12 protein-coding genes and 1 other RNA gene are annotated in these 16,886 nt (G+C 71.2%); 10 read left to right on the forward strand and 3 right to left on the reverse strand.

Translation table 11 applies throughout. The features are described from left to right. Positions 1–26: 26 nt before the first annotated feature. Complete coding sequence (gene pepN / locus ACP56T_RS04520) at positions 27–2,648, reverse strand: aminopeptidase N (RefSeq protein WP_430910929.1); 2,622 nt, start codon at positions 2,646–2,648, stop codon at positions 27–29. Positions 2,649–2,892: 244 nt separating this feature from the next. Here pepN and ACP56T_RS04525 point away from each other — a divergent pair, with 244 nt between their 5' ends. Beyond that, complete coding sequence (locus ACP56T_RS04525; RefSeq protein ID WP_430910930.1) at positions 2,893–4,842, forward strand: methyl-accepting chemotaxis protein; 1,950 nt, start codon at positions 2,893–2,895, stop codon at positions 4,840–4,842. Positions 4,843–4,942: 100 nt separating this feature from the next. Further along, the gene (locus tag ACP56T_RS04530) at positions 4,943–5,383 is read left to right on the forward strand and encodes a VOC family protein (RefSeq protein WP_430910931.1); all 441 of its coding nucleotides are present in this window, start codon (positions 4,943–4,945) and stop codon (positions 5,381–5,383) included. A gap of 5 nt (positions 5,384–5,388) precedes the next feature. Here ACP56T_RS04530 and ACP56T_RS04535 read toward each other — a convergent pair whose 3' ends face one another. After that, complete coding sequence (locus ACP56T_RS04535; protein WP_430910932.1) at positions 5,389–5,559, reverse strand: hypothetical protein; 171 nt, start codon at positions 5,557–5,559, stop codon at positions 5,389–5,391. A gap of 186 nt (positions 5,560–5,745) precedes the next feature. Between ACP56T_RS04535 and rnpB the strand changes: the two genes are divergently transcribed. The 8 genes from rnpB (at position 5,746) to murD (ending at position 15,469) form a co-directional block, all read left to right on the forward strand. Then, an RNA gene (gene rnpB / locus ACP56T_RS04540) (RNase P RNA component class A) lies at positions 5,746–6,139 on the forward strand. A 437-nt stretch (positions 6,140–6,576) separates the two neighbouring features. After that, complete coding sequence (gene rsmH, locus ACP56T_RS04545) at positions 6,577–7,614, forward strand: 16S rRNA (cytosine(1402)-N(4))-methyltransferase RsmH (protein WP_430910933.1); 1,038 nt, start codon at positions 6,577–6,579, stop codon at positions 7,612–7,614. Beyond that, positions 7,611–8,021 (forward strand): cell division protein FtsL, encoded by a 411-nt coding sequence (ftsL, locus tag ACP56T_RS04550; RefSeq protein ID WP_430910934.1) that lies wholly within the window; start codon positions 7,611–7,613, stop codon positions 8,019–8,021. Before rsmH ends, ftsL begins: the two co-directional genes overlap by 4 nt. 7 nt (positions 8,022–8,028) lie before the next feature. Further along, complete coding sequence (locus ACP56T_RS04555; protein ID WP_430910935.1) at positions 8,029–9,864, forward strand: peptidoglycan D,D-transpeptidase FtsI family protein; 1,836 nt, start codon at positions 8,029–8,031, stop codon at positions 9,862–9,864. Continuing rightward, a complete protein-coding gene (locus ACP56T_RS04560) occupies positions 9,861–11,357 on the forward strand; it encodes a UDP-N-acetylmuramoyl-L-alanyl-D-glutamate--2,6-diaminopimelate ligase (RefSeq protein ID WP_430910936.1) in 1,497 nt (498 codons plus the stop codon). The genes ACP56T_RS04555 and ACP56T_RS04560 overlap by 4 nt, the downstream gene beginning before the upstream one ends. Next, a complete protein-coding gene (locus ACP56T_RS04565) occupies positions 11,354–12,814 on the forward strand; it encodes a UDP-N-acetylmuramoylalanyl-D-glutamyl-2,6-diaminopimelate--D-alanyl-D-alanine ligase (protein ID WP_430910937.1) in 1,461 nt (486 codons plus the stop codon). The genes ACP56T_RS04560 and ACP56T_RS04565 overlap by 4 nt, the downstream gene beginning before the upstream one ends. Positions 12,815–12,893: 79 nt before the next feature. Next, positions 12,894–13,979, forward strand: coding sequence for a phospho-N-acetylmuramoyl-pentapeptide-transferase (gene mraY, locus ACP56T_RS04570; RefSeq protein WP_430910938.1), 1,086 nt, complete (start codon positions 12,894–12,896; stop codon positions 13,977–13,979). A 113-nt stretch (positions 13,980–14,092) separates the two neighbouring features. Then, on the forward strand, positions 14,093–15,469 hold the full coding sequence (gene murD, locus ACP56T_RS04575) for a UDP-N-acetylmuramoyl-L-alanine--D-glutamate ligase (RefSeq protein WP_430910939.1): 1,377 nt from the start codon (positions 14,093–14,095) through the stop codon (positions 15,467–15,469). 18 nt (positions 15,470–15,487) lie between these two features. Here murD and ACP56T_RS04580 read toward each other — a convergent pair whose 3' ends face one another. Then, positions 15,488–16,855: a nucleobase:cation symporter-2 family protein gene (locus ACP56T_RS04580; RefSeq protein ID WP_430910940.1), complete on the reverse strand. Its 1,368-nt coding sequence runs from the start codon at positions 16,853–16,855 to the stop codon at positions 15,488–15,490. Positions 16,856–16,886 lie beyond the last annotated feature (31 nt).

Genomic DNA, 16,886 nt, shown 5'->3' on the forward strand with positions numbered 1-16,886 from the left:
CCTCAAGGGCTTGGCGCCCGCGCTCCTCATCCGGCTAACGTGCGCCCGACGATGTCGGCCACGTCGCGCGACAGGTTCGGAATCGAACGGATCGCCTCCAGCACCCCGCGCGCCGCGGCGGCCCGGCCGGGCTCCAGCATGCGCCAGGATCCGAATGCCGTCAGAAGCTTGGCCGCGATCTGCGGGTTGGTGCCGTCGAGGGCGCGCACCGTGTCGGCGAGCAGCGCGAATCCCGCCCCGTCGGCCCGCGCGAACTGCGTCGGATTGCCCATCGCGAAGGCGCCGATCAGCGCCCGCACCCGGTTCGGGTTGGTCATGGCGAAGGCCGGGTGGCCCTTCAGCCGCGCGATGCGCGCCAGGGTGGCCTCCTCGGGGATCGCCGCCTGGATCGCGAACCACTTGTCGAGCACCAGCGGCTCGGCGGCGTAGCGCTCGCCGAAACCGTCGACGGCCCGCTCGCGCGCCGCGCCGGGAATCAGCGAGAGGATGCCGAGCGCCGCGAGCCGGTCGGTCATGGTGGCGGCCTCCGTGAGCTGCCGTTCCGCCAGGGCGGCGCCGGCCTCCGGGTCGGCGGCGGCGATCAGGTCGAGGGCCGCGTTGCGCAGGGCCCGGCGCCCGGCGGAGGCGGCGTCCGGGCTGAACGGCGCGCCGGGGGCGTCGGCGAGGCTGTCGCGCAGGCCGGCGAGGCGCGTCCCCAAGGCGCTTCCGAGCGCCCGGCGAAGGCCGGTCCGGGCCCGGTGGATGGCGTCGGGGTCGACGTTGCGCGCGATCTCGTTGGCGATGTCGCCCTCGCCCGGCAGCGACAGCACCAGCGCCGCGAAGGCCGGGTCCGAGAGGGCTTCCGCGTCGAGGAAGGCGGCGAGCGCTTCCGCGTAGGGGCCGGCCTCCATCCGCGCGTCCGCCGTTGCCGAGGCGTCCACCAGGAGGCGCGTGGCGACGCTCTGGGCGGCGTGCCAGCGGTTGAACGGATCGGGGTCGTGGCGCAGCAGGGTCAGCCGGTCGGCGTCGTCCATCGCCATCTCGAGACGGACGGGCGCCGAGAAGCCGCGCAGCAGCGAGGGCACCGGCGGCTCGGGGACGTTCGCGAAGGTGATCGCGTCGGCCTCGCCCTCCAGCACGAAGACGCCGTCGCGCACCCGCTCGCACACCGCGCCGTCGAGGGCGCCGGAGGCCCCGACGAGGCCGAGCGCGATCGGCATCGGCAGGGCGGGGCCGTTCGGCAGGTCTTGGCGGAAGGAGAGGGTGTAGCGGGCCGAGGCGGCATCGTGGCGCCCCTCGACGGCGAGCTTCGGGGTGCCGGGATGCTCGTACCACTGCGCGAAGGCGGCGAGGTCGCGGCCCGAGACCGCGGCGAAGGCGGCCAGGAAATCCTCAACGGTGGCGGCGCGGCCGTCGTTGTCGGCGAAGTAGCGCTCCATGCCGGCGCCGAAATCCGCCTCGCCGAGGAGGGTCTTGAGCATCCGCACGATCTCGGCGCCCTTCTCGTAGACGGTCGCCGTGTAGAAGTTGTTGATCTCCGCGTATTGCCGAGGCCGCACCGGATGGGCGAGCGGCCCGGCATCCTCGGTGAACTGGCGGGCGCGCAGGGTCCGCACCTCGCCGATGCGGTGGACGGCGCGCGAGCGCATGTCGGAGGAGAATTCCTGGTCGCGGAAGACCGTCAGCCCCTCCTTGAGGCAGAGCTGGAACCAGTCGCGGCAGGTGACGCGGTTGCCCGACCAGTTGTGGAAGTACTCGTGCGCGATGATCGCCTCGATATGCGCATAGTCGGCGTCGGTGGCGGTCTCGGGGCTGGCGAGCACGTATTTGTCGTTGAAGATGTTGAGGCCCTTGTTCTCCATGGCGCCCATGTTGAAGTCCGACACCGCGACGACGTTGAACACGTCGAGGTCGTAGGCGCGGCCGAAGACCTCCTCGTCCCAGCGCATGGAGCGCACCACCGCGTCGAGGGCGTAGGCGGCGCGCTCCTCCTTGCCGGGCTCGACATGGACGCCGACCGCCACCTCGCGGCCCTCCATGGTGGTGAAGGTCGTCCTCACGCCGCCGAGGTTTCCGCCCACCAGCGCGAAAAGATAAGCCGGCTTCGGATGCGGATCGTGCCAGACGGCGAAGTGGCGGCCGGTGCCCGGCACGTCGCCGGCCTCCACCGGGTTGCCGTTGCCGAGCAGCACCGGAGCCTCGGCCCGCTCCGCCTCGATCCGGGTGGTGTAGACGGAGAGCACATCCGGCCGGTCGAGGAAGTAGGTGATGCGCCGGAAGCCGTCCGCCTCGCATTGCGTGCAGTAGACCCCGCCCGAGCGGTAGAGGCCCATCAGCTTGGTGTTGGCGCTCGGGTCGAGCCGCGTCTCGACGCGCAGAACGAAGGGCCGTTGCGGCGGCGCGTGCAGGATCAGCCCCGAGGGCGAGGCGGCGTAGGCATCCGGCGCCAACCGCTGCCCGTCGAGTTCGACGGCGACGAGGGCGAGGTCGTCCCCGTCGAGGGCCAGCGGCGCGCCGGGGACGCCCTCCGGGTTCGGCCGGACGGCGAGCACCGCCTCCACGCGCGTGGCGTGCGGATCGAGGCGGATGTCGAGCTCCACGCGGTCGATGAGGTGATCGCTCGGGCGGTAGTCCTCGAGCCGGATCGTCTGCGGCGTCTCGGTGCGCATCTCGGGTCGCTCTCCGGTGGCGTGTCTCGCCTCGACGGGTAGCGCCCTCCCGGCGCGCCGCCAACATCGCTTTCGCAAGACGCGCGCGTCGCGGGTCGGGAGAGGCGGGTCACGAAACCGAGAGTTGCTTGCCGCCGGACAGGTCAGCTTCGTCTCATTGAGGCATCGTTAACCAGGAAAATCTATCAGATCGGACGATCTTGCAGGGTTTTCGCAAGAACGGCGCTATCGGGACGATTGGGCCATGTTGAAGGTTCTGCACAAGCTCTCCGCGAATCAGGCTTGGCTCGATGCGCTCGACCGTTCGCTCGGCACCATCGAGTTCGCGATGGACGGGACGATCCTCAACGCCAACGCGAACTTCCTCCGCCTCGTCGGATACGACCTCGCCGAGATCGTCGGCCGGCACCACCGCATGTTCCTGACCCCCGAGGGCGCGGCGGCGGCCGAGTACGAGGCGTTCTGGCAGGGCCTGCGCGCCGGCAAGCTGCAATCGGGCGAGTTCGAGCGGGTGGCGAAGTCCGGCGGCCGGCTCTGGCTCCAGGCGACCTACAACCCGGTGCTCGACCGCGACGGGCGTCCGCGCAGCGTGGTGAAGTTCGCCAGCGACATCACCCCCCGGAAGCGCTTCAACGCCGAGGTCTCGGGCCAGATCGAGGCGATCGGCAAGGCCCAGGCCGTGATCCATTTCGACCTCGACGGCTTCGTCCTCGACGCGAACCCGAACTTCCTCGACGCGGTGGGCTACCGGCTCGACGAGGTGGTGGGCCGGCATCACCGCATGTTCGTGGAGCCGAGCTATGGCGAGAGCCGCGCCTATGCCGAGTTCTGGGACGGCCTGCGGCGGGGCGAGTTCAAGGCGGCCGAGTACAAGCGTCTCGGCAAGGGTGGCCGCGAGATCTGGCTCCAGGCCACCTACAACCCGATCCGCGACATCGACGGGACGCCGTTCAAGGTCGTGAAATACGCCACCGACATCACCGCCGAGAAGATCGAGAGTGCCGATGCCGCCGGCCAGATCGCGGCGGTGCACCGCTCCCAGGCCGTGATCGCCTTCGATCCGGCGGGCATCATCCTCGATGCCAACGAGAACTTCCTCAAGGCGGTGGGCTACCGGCTCGACGAGGTGCGCGGGCGCCACCACGCGATGTTCGTGAACCCCGACTACGCCAAGACGCCGGACTACGCGGCGTTCTGGCAGCGGCTGCGCGACGGTGAGTTCGCGGCGGGCCTGTTCCAGCGCTTCGGCGCGGGCGGCCGGGCGATCTGGATCCAGGCGAGCTACAACCCCGTCTTCGATCCCGACGGCAAGCTCGTGAAGGTGGTGAAGTTCGCCACCGACGTCTCCCGCAGCATGGAGGCCCGCGGCATCGCCGTCGCGGCCGCCGAGCGCACGCTGGACGATGTCCAGGCCGTGACCGATGCCGCCGAGGCCATGAACAGCGCGGCGCAGGGCATCTCCGAGAGCATGGCGCTCTCGAAATCCGCCGTGGACGAGATCCACGGCCGCACCCATCAGGCCGACGCCTCCACCGCGCGCCTGCGCGAGGCGGCCCAGGCGATGGGCGGCATCGTCGAGATGATCACCGGCATCGCCTCGCAGATCAACCTGCTGGCCCTCAACGCCACCATCGAGGCCGCCCGCGCGGGGGAGGCCGGCAAGGGCTTCGCCGTGGTCGCCACCGAGGTGAAGGGGCTCGCCGCGCAGACCACGGCGGCCACCGCCAAGATCACCGCCGAGATCGCCGGCATGCAGGACGTCTCCGACGACGTCGCCGAGACGCTGGCCTCGATCACGGCGGCGATCGCCACGATCCGGGGCTATGTCGACGGCGTCGCCGCCTCCACCACCGGCCAGAGCCACGCCACCGAGGAGATCCTGGTCAGCATGCGCAAGGCGGCGGGCGGCGTGTCGCGGATCAGCACCAGCCTCGATGCCTGGACCGTCGGCATGGAGGAGCGCCGCGCCGAGCCCCGCTCCCGCGTGCTGCTGCACGCCACCCTCCACTGCGAGGGCGGCCGGCTCGTCCCCTGCACCCTGCGCAACCTGTCGAGCGGCGGCGCCCGGATTCACCTGAGGAGCGAGGCCGCGACGGGAAACCGCTTCACCCTGGTGATCGACGACGACGGCCGCCGCTTCGCCTGCGAGCTCAAGGGCCGGGTCGGCGCCGACCTCAACGTCCAGTTCGTGTGAGGCGCGCGGCCCTCGTCCTGCCCCTTGCCGGGCCGGATTGCGCCGCCAGATACCGCTCCCGAGCCGCCCTGGGCGGCGCTCTCCGGGGATGCGCGGCGCGATGGAATACCTGCACACGATGGTCCGCGTGGCCGATCTCGACGCGGCGCTCGCCTTCTACGTCGATACCTTCGGCCTCAAGGAGGTGCGCCGGGTCGACAACGAGAAGGGCCGCTTCACCCTGGTCTTCCTCGCCGCGCCGGGGGACCTCGAACGGGCCGAGGCGGAGAAGTCGCCCCTCGTCGAGCTGACCTACAACTGGGACCCGGAGACCTATACCGGCGGGCGCAATTTCGGCCATCTCGCCTACCGGGTGGACGACATCTACGCCTTCTGCGCCCGGCTGAAGGACAGGGGCGTGATCATCAACCGCCCGCCGCGGGACGGCTACATGGCCTTCGTGAAGTCGCCCGACGGCATCTCCATCGAGATCCTTCAGAAGGGCGCGGCCAAGCCGCCGCAGGAGCCCTGGGCCTCGATGGAGAACACCGGGAGCTGGTAGCTCCCTTACTCGCTCTCCGCCGCCGGGGTGATGCCGAGCTCGGCGAGCTTGGCCGACACGGCCTCGATCGGCCGCTTGAGCTTCAGGCTGATGACGGAGACCGGGATGCGCTCGCGCGCCATCTCGGTGAGCTGGCGGACGGCGTCGAAGGTCCAGGACGAGGCGTCGGCGGTCATGGCGGGTTCCTCCGTGTGGTGACGGGGCCCGCGGCCGGAAGGCGCGGGCCCTCTCGAAACCGGAGAGGTGGCACCGCGCCGGGTTTCCGCAACCACCGGCTGAAAATCCGGGCATGCCCGCATCTTGGGCACTGCCGCCGGGATCGCCTTGACCGGCCCCCGCGCCCGGCGCAAACGGACTGCGGATCAGCCGGCTGGGCGGCCGCTCCGTGCTCGCACGGGGAGGAAAGTCCGGGCTCCATGGAGAGACGGTGCCGGATAACGTCCGGCGGGGGCGACCCCAGGGACAGTGCCACAGAGAGCAGACCGCCCCGGACCCGATCCGGGGTCAGGGTGAAAGGGTGCGGTAAGAGCGCACCGCGGACGCGGCAACGCGGACGGCACGGCAAACCCCACCGGGAGCAAGACCGAATAGGGACGACACGCTTCTTCCGTGAGGAGGAGCAGGCCCGCTCTCCAGGCCCGTCGTCCGGGTTGGTTGCTCGAGGCGGTCGGCAACGATCGTCCCAGAGGAATGGCCGCCACGTCCGGCGTTTCACGCCGGGCCCTACAGAACCCGGCTTATAGGCCGGCTGATCCATCCGCGACCGTCGCTTCGCGAGGCATTTCGCCCGCGCCGCCAAAGACTTCGCCGCGTTCTCCGGTTCGTGGGCGAAGGTCTTCCCAGGGTGTGCGCGCGTCTGCGCGGCGCCAGCGGCGCGGCCGGTTTTTCCCGAGAACGCTTACCCTCGATTAACCTTGCTGAGGTCTGATCGGCAGCGTCGGCGACCCTGCCCGCATCTCGTTGACGACGCTCAGAGGCCCATGTTACCCGGCACCACACCGTCAGCGGCGATTTGCGGATCGGCGGACGTTCCCAGGGAAACCTGGGGGCGTGTTCGCGCGTATGGCCGTGGCCGACGCCCCTCGGCGGACGCCGTCTCCTCCCGCGCCGCAGGGCCGCATGATCCGATTCGCACCGGACGCCGCATTCGCATCGCGCGCCGTCGCCGCCTCCCGCTCGCCGGGCGGTTCGCGATGAACGCGCGCCGCGTCATGGCCGCCCCGCCTGCCTCGTCCGCGCCGCATGTGCCGGTGCTGCTCGACGCCGTGCTCGAGGCGCTCGCCGCGGACCGGCCGGGGCTCGCCGTCGACGGAACATTCGGGGCCGGCGGCTACACCCGCGCCCTGCTCGCCGGGCACCCCGACCTGCGCGTCGTCGCCATCGACCGCGATCCCGGCGCCCTCGCAGCCGGCGAGGGGCTGGCGGCCGAATCCGGCGGCCGGCTGCGGCTGGCGGCGGGCCGGTTCGGCGCCCTCGATGCCCTCGCGGCCGAGCCGGCGGATTGGGTGGTGCTCGATATCGGCGTCTCCTCGATGCAGATCGACCAGGCCGAGCGCGGCTTCTCCTTCCGCCAGGACGGCCCCCTCGACATGCGCATGTCGCGCGACGGGATCAGCGCCGCCGACATCGTCAACGGGGCCGAGGAGGCCCAGCTCGCCGACATCGTCTTCCATTACGGCGAGGAGCGGCGCTCGCGCGCGGTCGCCCGCGCCATCATCGAGGCGCGCCGGCGCGGCCGCATCGAGACCACGGCGCAGCTCGCCGATCTCGTCGCCGGCGTGGTGCGGACCGATCCCGCCAGCGGCATCCACCCGGCGACGCGCACGTTCCAGGGCCTGCGCATCGCGGTCAACGACGAGCTCGGCGAGCTGGTGCGGGCGCTGCACGCGGCCGAGCGGCTCCTGAAGCCCGGCGGCCGGCTCGCGGTGGTGACGTTCCATTCGCTCGAGGACCGCATCGTCAAGCAGTTCCTCTCGGCCCGCTCCGGCCGCGCGGTGCAGGCCTCGCGGCATGTGCCGAGCGTCGAGCGCCCGGCGCCCAGGAGCTTCCTGCCCGTGACCAAGGGGCCGGTGCTGCCCTCCGAGGCGGAGATGGCCGCCAACCCGCGCTCGCGCTCGGCGAAGCTGCGCGCGGCCGAGCGCACCGAGGTTCCCGCCGCCGAACCGCTCTCCAGCCTGGAGGCGCTCGCCGCGCTGCCGGGCGACACGCCCCTTCCCGGAGGCCGCCGGTGATCCGCCTGCTCAACCTCCTCGCGATCATCGGGCTCGTCGCCTCGGCGATCTACGCCTACTCGATCAAGTACGACACGCTCTACCAGGCGGGTCAGGTCTCGAAGCTCAAGAGCCAGCTCCATACCGAGCGCCAGGCCATCGCCGTGCTCAAGGCCGAGTGGCAGCTCCTGACCCGGCCCGACCGGCTCCAGGCGGCGGTCGACAAGCATCTGGCGCTCGAGCCCATCGGCACCGAGCATCTCGGGCGCGTCTCCGACCTGCCCGCGCGGCGCGAGCGCGGCGACGAGATCGGCCGGCTGCTCGCCGCGACGGCCACCGCGACCCCGAAGGAGCGGCCCGAGCCGCGCACCACCGGCTCGATCCCGCGCACGACGACGACCCGCACCCCGACCACGGTTTCGAGGTAGCATCCCCGTGTCCGACGACGCATCCCAGCATCCCGAAGCGCCCGCCGACGAGCCCGCCGCGGAAACCGTTCCGCATGAGGCCCCGGCGGCGGCCCCGCGCGAGGGCCGCCTGAAGGGGCTCGCCCGCTCCATGTTCCGCCTGGCGATCGAGCGCAGCCACACGCGCGTCGGCATCGTGGGGCTCGCCTTCGCCGGGGTGTTCGGCGCCATCGCCGTGCGGCTCCTGTCGGTTGCCGCCTTCGGCGAGCCGCCGAGCAACGAGCACCGGATCGCCGCCGCCGCGACCACCGCCATCCGGCCCGATATCATCGACCGCAACGGCGAGATCCTGGCCACCGACATCCGCACGGTCTCGGTCTTCGCCGAGCCCGGCAACATCTACGACAAGGACGAGGCGGTCGAGCTCCTCACCGCCGTGCTGCCGGAGCTGAACGCCGCCGAGCTGCGCGCCAAGCTCACGCAGAAGAAGGACAGGAAGGGCGCCGGCTTCGTCTGGGTGAAGCGCGAGCTGACCCCGAAGCAGCAGGCCGAGGTGCATCGGCTGGGCATCCCCGGCATCGGCTTCCTGCCCGACCACAAGCGCGTCTACCCGAACGGGTTCGCCGCCGCCCATGTCCTCGGCGCGACGAATCTCGACAATGTCGGCATCGCCGGCATCGAGAAGTACATCGACAACCAGGGCAACAAGGCCCTCAACGATTTCGGCCTGATCGAGAAGCAGACCGACCTGAAGCCGGTGCAGCTCTCCCTCGACCTGCGCGCGCAGTTCGCCGTGCGCGACGAGCTGGCCAAGGGCGTCGAGCACTTCAAGGCCAAGGCCGGCGCCTCGATGATCCTCGACGTGACCACCGGCGAGGTGATCGCGTTGGTCTCGCTGCCGGATTTCGACCCGTCGAACCCCGCCGACGCGCTCTCGCCCGACCGCATCAACCGGATGAACGTCGGCGTCTACGAGATGGGCTCGACCTTCAAGGCGATGACGCTGGCGATGGCGCTCGAGTCGGGCAAGTACAACGTCAACTCGACCTTCGACACCCGCGGCGGCGTGCTGAGCTGGGGCCGCCAGAAGATCCACGAGTACCACGGCACCAACCGGCTCATCACCATGCCGGAGGTGTTCACGCACTCCTCCAACATCGGCTCGGCCAAGATGGCGCTCGGCGTCGGCGTGACCGGCCACAAGGCCTTCCTGAAGAAGATGGGCCTGCTCGACCGCATGCGCACGGAGCTGCCGGAGAGCGCCTCCCCCATCGTCCCGCCGCGCTGGACCGAGATCAACACCATCACCATCGCCTTCGGGCACGGCCTCGCCGTGGCGCCGATCCAGGCGGCGGCGGCGGTCGGCGCCATCGCCAATGGCGGCGACCTGATGATCCCGACCTTCCTCAAGACCACCGAGGAGGAGGCCCGCGCCAAGGCGAGCCACGTCCTCTCGCCCCAGACCAGCGAGGCGATGCGCTTCATCATGCGCCTCAACGCCGTCGAGGGCTCGGCCAAGAAGGCGGCGATTCCCTACTACTTCGTCGGCGGCAAGACCGGCACGGCCGAGAAGGTCATCGGCGGGCGCTACGTGAAGAACCGCCTGTTCACGACCTTCATGGCCGCCGCCCCCATGGACAAGCCGAAATACCTCTTCGTCACCATCATGGACGAGCCGCAGGGCCTGCCCGAGAGCGGCGGCTACGCCACCGCCGCCTGGAACTCCGGCGTGGTGACGGGGCGCGTCATCGAGCGCGTCGCCCCCATCCTCGGCCTGCCGCCGAAATTCGAGCCGCCGAAGAACCCCTTCCCGCAGATGGTGCGGCTCGGCGCCTATCACGCCACCCAGGTCGGCGGCCCGTGAGCGCGCCGACCCTCGCGCCGACCCTCGGCGCCCTGTTCCCCGAGGCCGCGCCCGACGCGGCCTCGCGCGCCGTCACGGGGCTGACCGCCGACAGCCGGCAGGTCGGGCCCGGCTCCGTCTTCGTGGCCGTGCCCGGCACCAGGGCGGACGGCCGGCTCTTCGCGGCGAAGGCGGCGGAGGCCGGCGCCGTGGCCGTGGTGGGCGAGGGCGCGCGGCCCTCCGATCTGCCGGCGGCCACCGCCTGGATCGCCGTCGCGGATGCGCGCCGCGCGCTGGCGCTCGCCGCCGCGCGCCTCGCCGGCCGCCAGCCGGAGATCGTGGTGGCGGTGACGGGCACCAGCGGCAAAAGCTCGGTGGCCGATTTCGTCCGCCAGATCCTCGCCCGGCTCGGCCGCGAGTCGGCGAGCCTCGGCACGGTCGGCATCGTCACCAGCCGGGGCGCCGAATACGGCTCGCTGACCACGCCCGACCCGGTGACGCTCCACCGGACCCTGGCGCGGCTCGCCGAGGAGGGCATCACCGATCTCGCGATGGAGGCCTCCTCCCACGGCATCGAGCAGCGCCGCCTCGACGGGGTGCGCCTGAGCGCGGTGGGCTTCACCAATCTCGGCCGCGACCATCTCGACTACCACGCTACCGTTGAGGACTATCTCGCGGCCAAGCTCCGGCTGTTCGACACCCTGGCGCAGCCTGGCATTCCAGCCTTCGTCAACGCGGACGGCCCTTACGCCGAGCGCGTGATCGAGGCCGCCTACGCGCGCAGGCTCCATGTCCGAACCACAGGGCGAGCCGGCGAGACGGTGAAGCTGCTCTCGGCAACAGCCGAGGGTTTTCACCAGCGCCTGCACCTGCGCACACCCGGTGGCCGGCACCCACAGCAGGATGTCGAGCGCATAGTGCGCCTGCCCCTCGTCGGTGGCTTCCAGGTCGAGAACGCGCTTCTCGCCGCCGGCCTCGTGCTCGCGACACCTGCCGGCAGGACCGATCCGGCCGGCGTCTTCGCCGCGCTCGAGCACCTCACAGGGGTGCCCGGCCGCATGGAGCGGATCGGCGAGGCGAACGGGGCGCTCTGCCTCGTCGACTACGCCCACAAGCCCGAGGCGCTGGAGCATGTGCTCACCGCGCTGCGCCCCTTCGCGGCGGGCAAGCTCGTCGTCGTCTTCGGTTGCGGCGGCGACCGCGATCGCGGCAAGCGGCCGATCATGGGCGGGATCGCGGCGCGGCTCGCCGACACCGTCATCGTCACCGACGACAATCCGCGCGGCGAGGAGCCGGCGAGCATCCGCGCCGCTATCCTCGCCGCCGCGCCGGGGGCCGTCGAGATCGGCGACCGGGGAGAGGCGATCCGCGCCGCCGTCACGGGCCTGTCGCCGGGCGACGTTCTGGTGGTGGCCGGCAAGGGCCATGAAACCGGCCAGATCGTGGGGGAACGCGTCCTCCCGTTCTCGGATCACGCGGTGATCCGCGCGGCAATCGCGCAGGTGGGACCATGATCGACACGCCCCTCTGGACGCCCGATGCCCTGGAGGCCGCCACCGGCGGCCGGCTCGTCGGCGCGCCGAAACCCGTCTCCGGCGCCTCCATCGACACGCGCACGCTGAAGCCGGGCGACCTCTTCTTCGCCATCCGGGGCGACGCCCGCGACGGCCACGACTTCGTGCGCGACGCCCTCTCGCGCGGCGCCTCCGCCGCCGTGGTCGCGGCCGACCGGGCGGGCGAGTTCGCCGGGGCCGGCGCGGTGCTCGCGGTTCCCGGCGCCGCCGCCGATCCGGTGCTCGACGCCATGCGCGCGCTCGGGCTGGCGGCGCGTGCCCGCACGCAAGCGCAGATCGTCGCGGTGACGGGCTCGGTCGGCAAGACCGGCACCAAGGAAGCGCTTCGCCACGTCCTCTCGGCGCAAGGGCCGACCCACGCCTCGGCCGCCTCCTACAACAACCACTGGGGCGTGCCCCTGACGCTGGCGCGGATGCCCCAGGCGAGCCGCTACGGCGTCTTCGAGATTGGCATGAACCACGGCGCCGAGATCCTGCCGCTGGTGGCCCAGGTGCGGCCCGACGTGGCGCTCGTCACCACCGTCGAGCCCGTGCATATCGAGCATTTCCGCTCGCTCTCGGCTATCGCCGACGCCAAGGGCGAGATCTTTTCCGGGTTGTCCGCCGGGGGCGTCGCGGTCATCAACCGCGACAACCCGAGTTTTTCGCGGCTTGCCGCCCATGCCCAGGCGTCCAAGGCCGGTCGCATCGTCAGCTTCGGCGAGCACCCGGAAGCCGATGTGCGCGCCAACCGCATCGTGCTGCGGCCCGACCTCTCGGTGGTCGATGCCAGCGTGATGGGCATCCCCGTGACCTACCAGCTCGGCACGCCGGGCCGGCACGTCGCCATGAACTCCCTCGGCGTGATGGCGGTGATCCACGCGCTCGGCGCCGATCTCGCCCGCGCCGCCCTGTCGCTCGCCGGGCTGCGGCCGCCGGTCGGGCGCGGCGAGCGCACCGCGCTCAGGATCGGGGAGGGCGAGGCCTTCCTCGTGGACGAGAGCTACAACGCCAACCCCGCTTCCGTGCGCGCCGCGCTCGCGACCCTCGCCGCCGTCGAGACCGGCCCGCGCGGCCGCCGCATCGCCGTGCTCGGCGACATGCTGGAGCTCGGCGCCTCCTCCGAGGAGCACCATCGCGGGCTGGCGCAGGCGGTCGAGGCGGCGGGCATCGATACCGTCTTCACCGCCGGCCCGATGATGCGCCACCTGTTCGAGGCGCTGCCCGTCTCGCGCCGGGGCGTCGCCGCCGCGACCTCCGCCGATCTCGTCGAGCCGCTCTCCGGCGCTTTGCGGGCGGGCGACGCCGTGATGGTCAAGGGCTCGAACAGCATCCGCATGGGCGGGATCGTGGAGGCCCTCAAGGGCCGCTACGCGGCGGACGGGCGCGACCCGCTGCTCTCCGCCGCCCCGCGATGAGCCGTCGCCGCGAAGCCCGGCTCCAAGACCGGATTTCCAAGATCAGCTTTCCCCGAATGACCAGCGGCAGAGAGCCCTCATGCTGTATCTCCTCTCCGACCTGAGCGGCACGCTCTCGGCCCTCAACGTCTTCCGCTACATCACCTTCCGCACCGGAGGGGCGCTGTTCACGGCGGGCCTGTTCGTGTTCTGGTTCGGGCCCTGGATCATCTCCCTGCTGCGCCTGCGTCAGGGCAAGGGCCAGCCGATCCGCGAGGACGGGCCGCAGACCCACCTGCTGACGAAGCGCGGCACGCCGACCATGGGCGGGCTGATGATCCTCGCCGGCTTCCTGGTGGCGGTGCTGCTCTGGGCGAACCCGCGCAACCACTATGTCTGGATCACGCTGGCCGTGACGCTGGGCTTCGGCGCGATCGGCTTCTACGACGACTACCTCAAGGTGACGAAGCAGTCGCACAAGGGCTTTTCCGGCCGCTTCCGGCTGGCGCTCGAGGCGCTGCTCGCGATCTCCGCCTGCATCGTCATCGCGCTGTACTCGCCGATGGCGCTGAAGAACCAGCTCGCCTTTCCCGTCTTCAAGGACGCGCTGCTCAATCTCGGCTGGTTCTACGTGCTGTTCGGCGGCTTCGTGATCGTGGGCGCCGGCAACGCCGTGAACATGACCGACGGGCTCGACGGGCTCGCCATCGTGCCGGTGATGATCGCCTGCGGCACCTTCGGCGTCATCGCCTATCTCGTCGGCAACAGCTTCACCGCGAGCTACCTCCAGGTGAACTACGTGCGCGACACCGGCGAGCTCGCCGTGGTCTGCGGCGCGGTGATCGGGGCGGGGCTCGGCTTCCTGTGGTTCAACGCGCCGCCGGCGCAGATCTTCATGGGCGATACCGGCTCGCTGGCCTTGGGCGGCCTGCTCGGCACCATCGCGGTGGCGACGAAGCACGAGGTCGTGCTGGCCATCGTCGGCGGCCTGTTCGTGCTGGAGATGATGTCGGTCATCATCCAGGTCGCGTCCTTCAAGCTCACGGGCAAGCGCGTCTTCCGCATGGCGCCGATCCACCACCATTTCGAGCAGAAGGGCTGGAAGGAGGCCCAGGTCGTCATCCGCTTCTGGATCATCGCCGTGATCCTGGCGCTGGCCGGCCTCGCCACGCTGAAGCTGCGCTGAGGGCGGGCTGCTCTTTCCACCGGCGCTCCGAGCCGGCTAGGAAGCGCGTTCGGTCCCGCGGCGGCCTTCGCCGCGGTCCGAGGATGCGCAAAGCCTGAGTGCGGACGTACCGAATGACCCCCGTCACCACCTTCGCCGGCCGCAAGGTCGCTCTGTTCGGTCTCGGCGGCTCCGGCCTCGCCACCGCCCTCGCCCTGAAGGAGGGTGGCGCCGAGGTCGTCGCCTGGGACGACGGCGCCGCGGCGGTGGAGCGGGCCCGCGAGAGGGGCATCGCGACGGCGGACCTGCGCGAGGCGGATTTCTCGGAGTTCGCCGCGCTGGTGCTGGCGCCCGGCGTGCCGCTCACCCATCCCGTTCCGCATTGGACGGTGGGGCTCGCCAAGGCGGCCGGCGTCGAGATCGTCGGCGATATCGAGCTCTTCTGCCGGGAGCGGGCGGCGATCGCACCGCAGGCGCCCTTCGTCGCCATCACCGGCACCAACGGCAAGTCGACGACGACGGCGCTGATCGCGCATGTCCTGCGCGAGGCCGGCCGCGACGTGCAGATGGGCGGCAATATCGGCACCGCCATCCTGTCGCTGGAGCCGCCCTCCGAGAGCCGGGTCCACGTCGTCGAGCTGTCCTCGTTCCAGATCGACCTGACGCCTTCGCTCGATCCCAGCGTCGGCGTGCTGATGAACATCACGCCCGACCATCTCGACCGGCACGGCGCCATGGAGAGCTATGCCGCGATCAAGGAGCGGCTGGTGGCCTCGGCCGGGCTCGCGGTGATCGGCATCGACGATGCCTGGAGCCGCGCCGTCGCGGAGCGCCGCGAGGGGCCGCTGGTGCGGGTCCATGTGGTGCCCCCCGGCCTCGCCCAGGGGCCGGCATCCTTCGACGGGCTGACCGCGCGGGACGCGACCGTGATCGACGGCGAGGGCCGGGTGGTTGCGGACGTGACCGGCATCGGAAGCCTGCGCGGCGCCCATAACTGGCAGAACGCCGCCGTGGCGGTGGCCGCCTGCCGGGCGGTCGGCCTGTCCGACGACGCGATCCAGGCGGGGCTTCGCTCGTTCCCCGGCCTGCCGCACCGGATGGAGGAGGTCGGCCGGCGCGGCGCCGTGCTCTTCGTCAACGATTCGAAGGCGACGAACGCCGATTCCACCGAGAAGGCGCTCACCGCCTTCCGCGACGTGCACTGGATCCTCGGCGGCAAGGCCAAGGACGGCGGCATCTTCCCGCTGGTGCCGCTCTTCGACCGGGTCGCCCACGCCTACCTGATCGGGGCCGCCTCCGACGCCTTCGCGGCGACCCTCGAGGGCGCCGTGCCCTATACGCGCTGCGAGACCCTCGAGGTCGCGGTGCCGGCCGCGGCGCAAGCCGCCGCCGCGTCGGGGGCGGCGGAGCCGGTGGTGCTGCTCTCGCCGGCCTGCGCCTCCTACGACCAGTTCCCGAATTTCGAGGTCCGGGGGGACCGCTTCCGGGATCTGGTCCGGGCGCTCGGCTGAGCGGGGCCTCTCGTTCCCTCAGATATGGCTCGCGCCCTCGGCCGCGAGCACGGCGTCCCCGGCGGCCTCTTCCTGCGTCGTGCGGTTGAAATAGGCGTTGAGCAGTACCGCCGCGATCGAGGTGAGGATGATGCCGTCGCCGAAGATCGGCTTCAGCTCGGCCGGCATGATCCGGAAGAAGTTCGGCGCCACGATCGGGATCAGCCCGAAGCCGATGGAGATCGCCACTACCAGCGTGTTGTGAGGCGCCTTCACGTAGTCGACCTGCTTGAGGATCTTGATGCCCGTGGCGGCGACCATGCCGAACATGATGAAGCCGGCCCCGCCCAGCACGCATTGCGGCACGGTGGCGACGACGAAGGCGAGCTTCGGCACCATCCCGAGGGCCAGCATGATGATCCCGCCGGCCACGCACACCCAGCGGCTGTAGACGTTGGTGACGCCCACGAGCCCGATGTTCTGCGAGTAGGACACGTAGGGGAAGGTGTTGAACACGCCCCCGATCAGGGTGCCGAGGGCGTCCGCGCGCAGGCCCCGCTTGATGTCCTCGGCCCCGACCTCGCGCCCGGTCATGGCGCCGAGCGCCAGGAACATGCCGGTGGCTTCGATGAACACGATGGTGACGACCAGGCACATGGTCAGGCAGGGGATGAGGTGGAAGGTCGGCACGCCGAACTGGAGCGGCAGCACCACCCGCAGCCATGGCTCGGCCTGGATGCCGGAGAAGTCGGTCCAGCCCAGCGCGACGGTGACGAGGTAGCCGGCGATCACGCCGATCAGCACGGCGGTGTTGGCGAGGAAGCCCGTGCCGAAGCGGATCACCACGAGGATGATGCCGAGCACCAGCGCCGCGACGAGAAGATAGCCGGCCGCGCCGAAATCGGCCGCCGCCGCGCCCCCGCCCGCCCAGTTCACGCCGACGCGCATCAGCACGATGCCGATCATGGTGATGATCGTGCCCGTGACCACCGCCGGGAAGAAGCGCAGGACGTGCCGCACGAAGGGCGCCACGCACAGGCCGAACAGGCCGCCGACGATCACCGCCCCGTAGATGCCGGTGAGCCCGACGCCGGGCATCGCCGCCATGGCGAGCATCGGCGAGATCGAGACCGCCGTCACGCCCATGATGACCGGCAGCCTGATGCCGAAGGGGCCGAAGCCGATGGTCTGCACGAGGGTGGCGATGCCGCAGGCGAAGAGATCCGCGTTGATGAGCATCGCGATCTGCTCTTTCGGCAGCTTCAGCGCCGCGCCGATGATGAGCGGCACGGCCACCGCGTTCGCGTACATGACCAGCACATGCTGGAGGCCCAGCGCGAACAGGCGCGGGGCGGGCAGCACCTCGTCGACGGGATGGACCGCCGGCGGCGAAACGATCGCGCTCATGTGACCTCCTGGCGTGTATGCACGCCGGGAT

The sequence above is a fragment of the Methylobacterium endophyticum genome (genome assembly GCF_050591105.1).
Classification (GTDB): domain Bacteria; phylum Pseudomonadota; class Alphaproteobacteria; order Rhizobiales; family Beijerinckiaceae; genus Methylobacterium.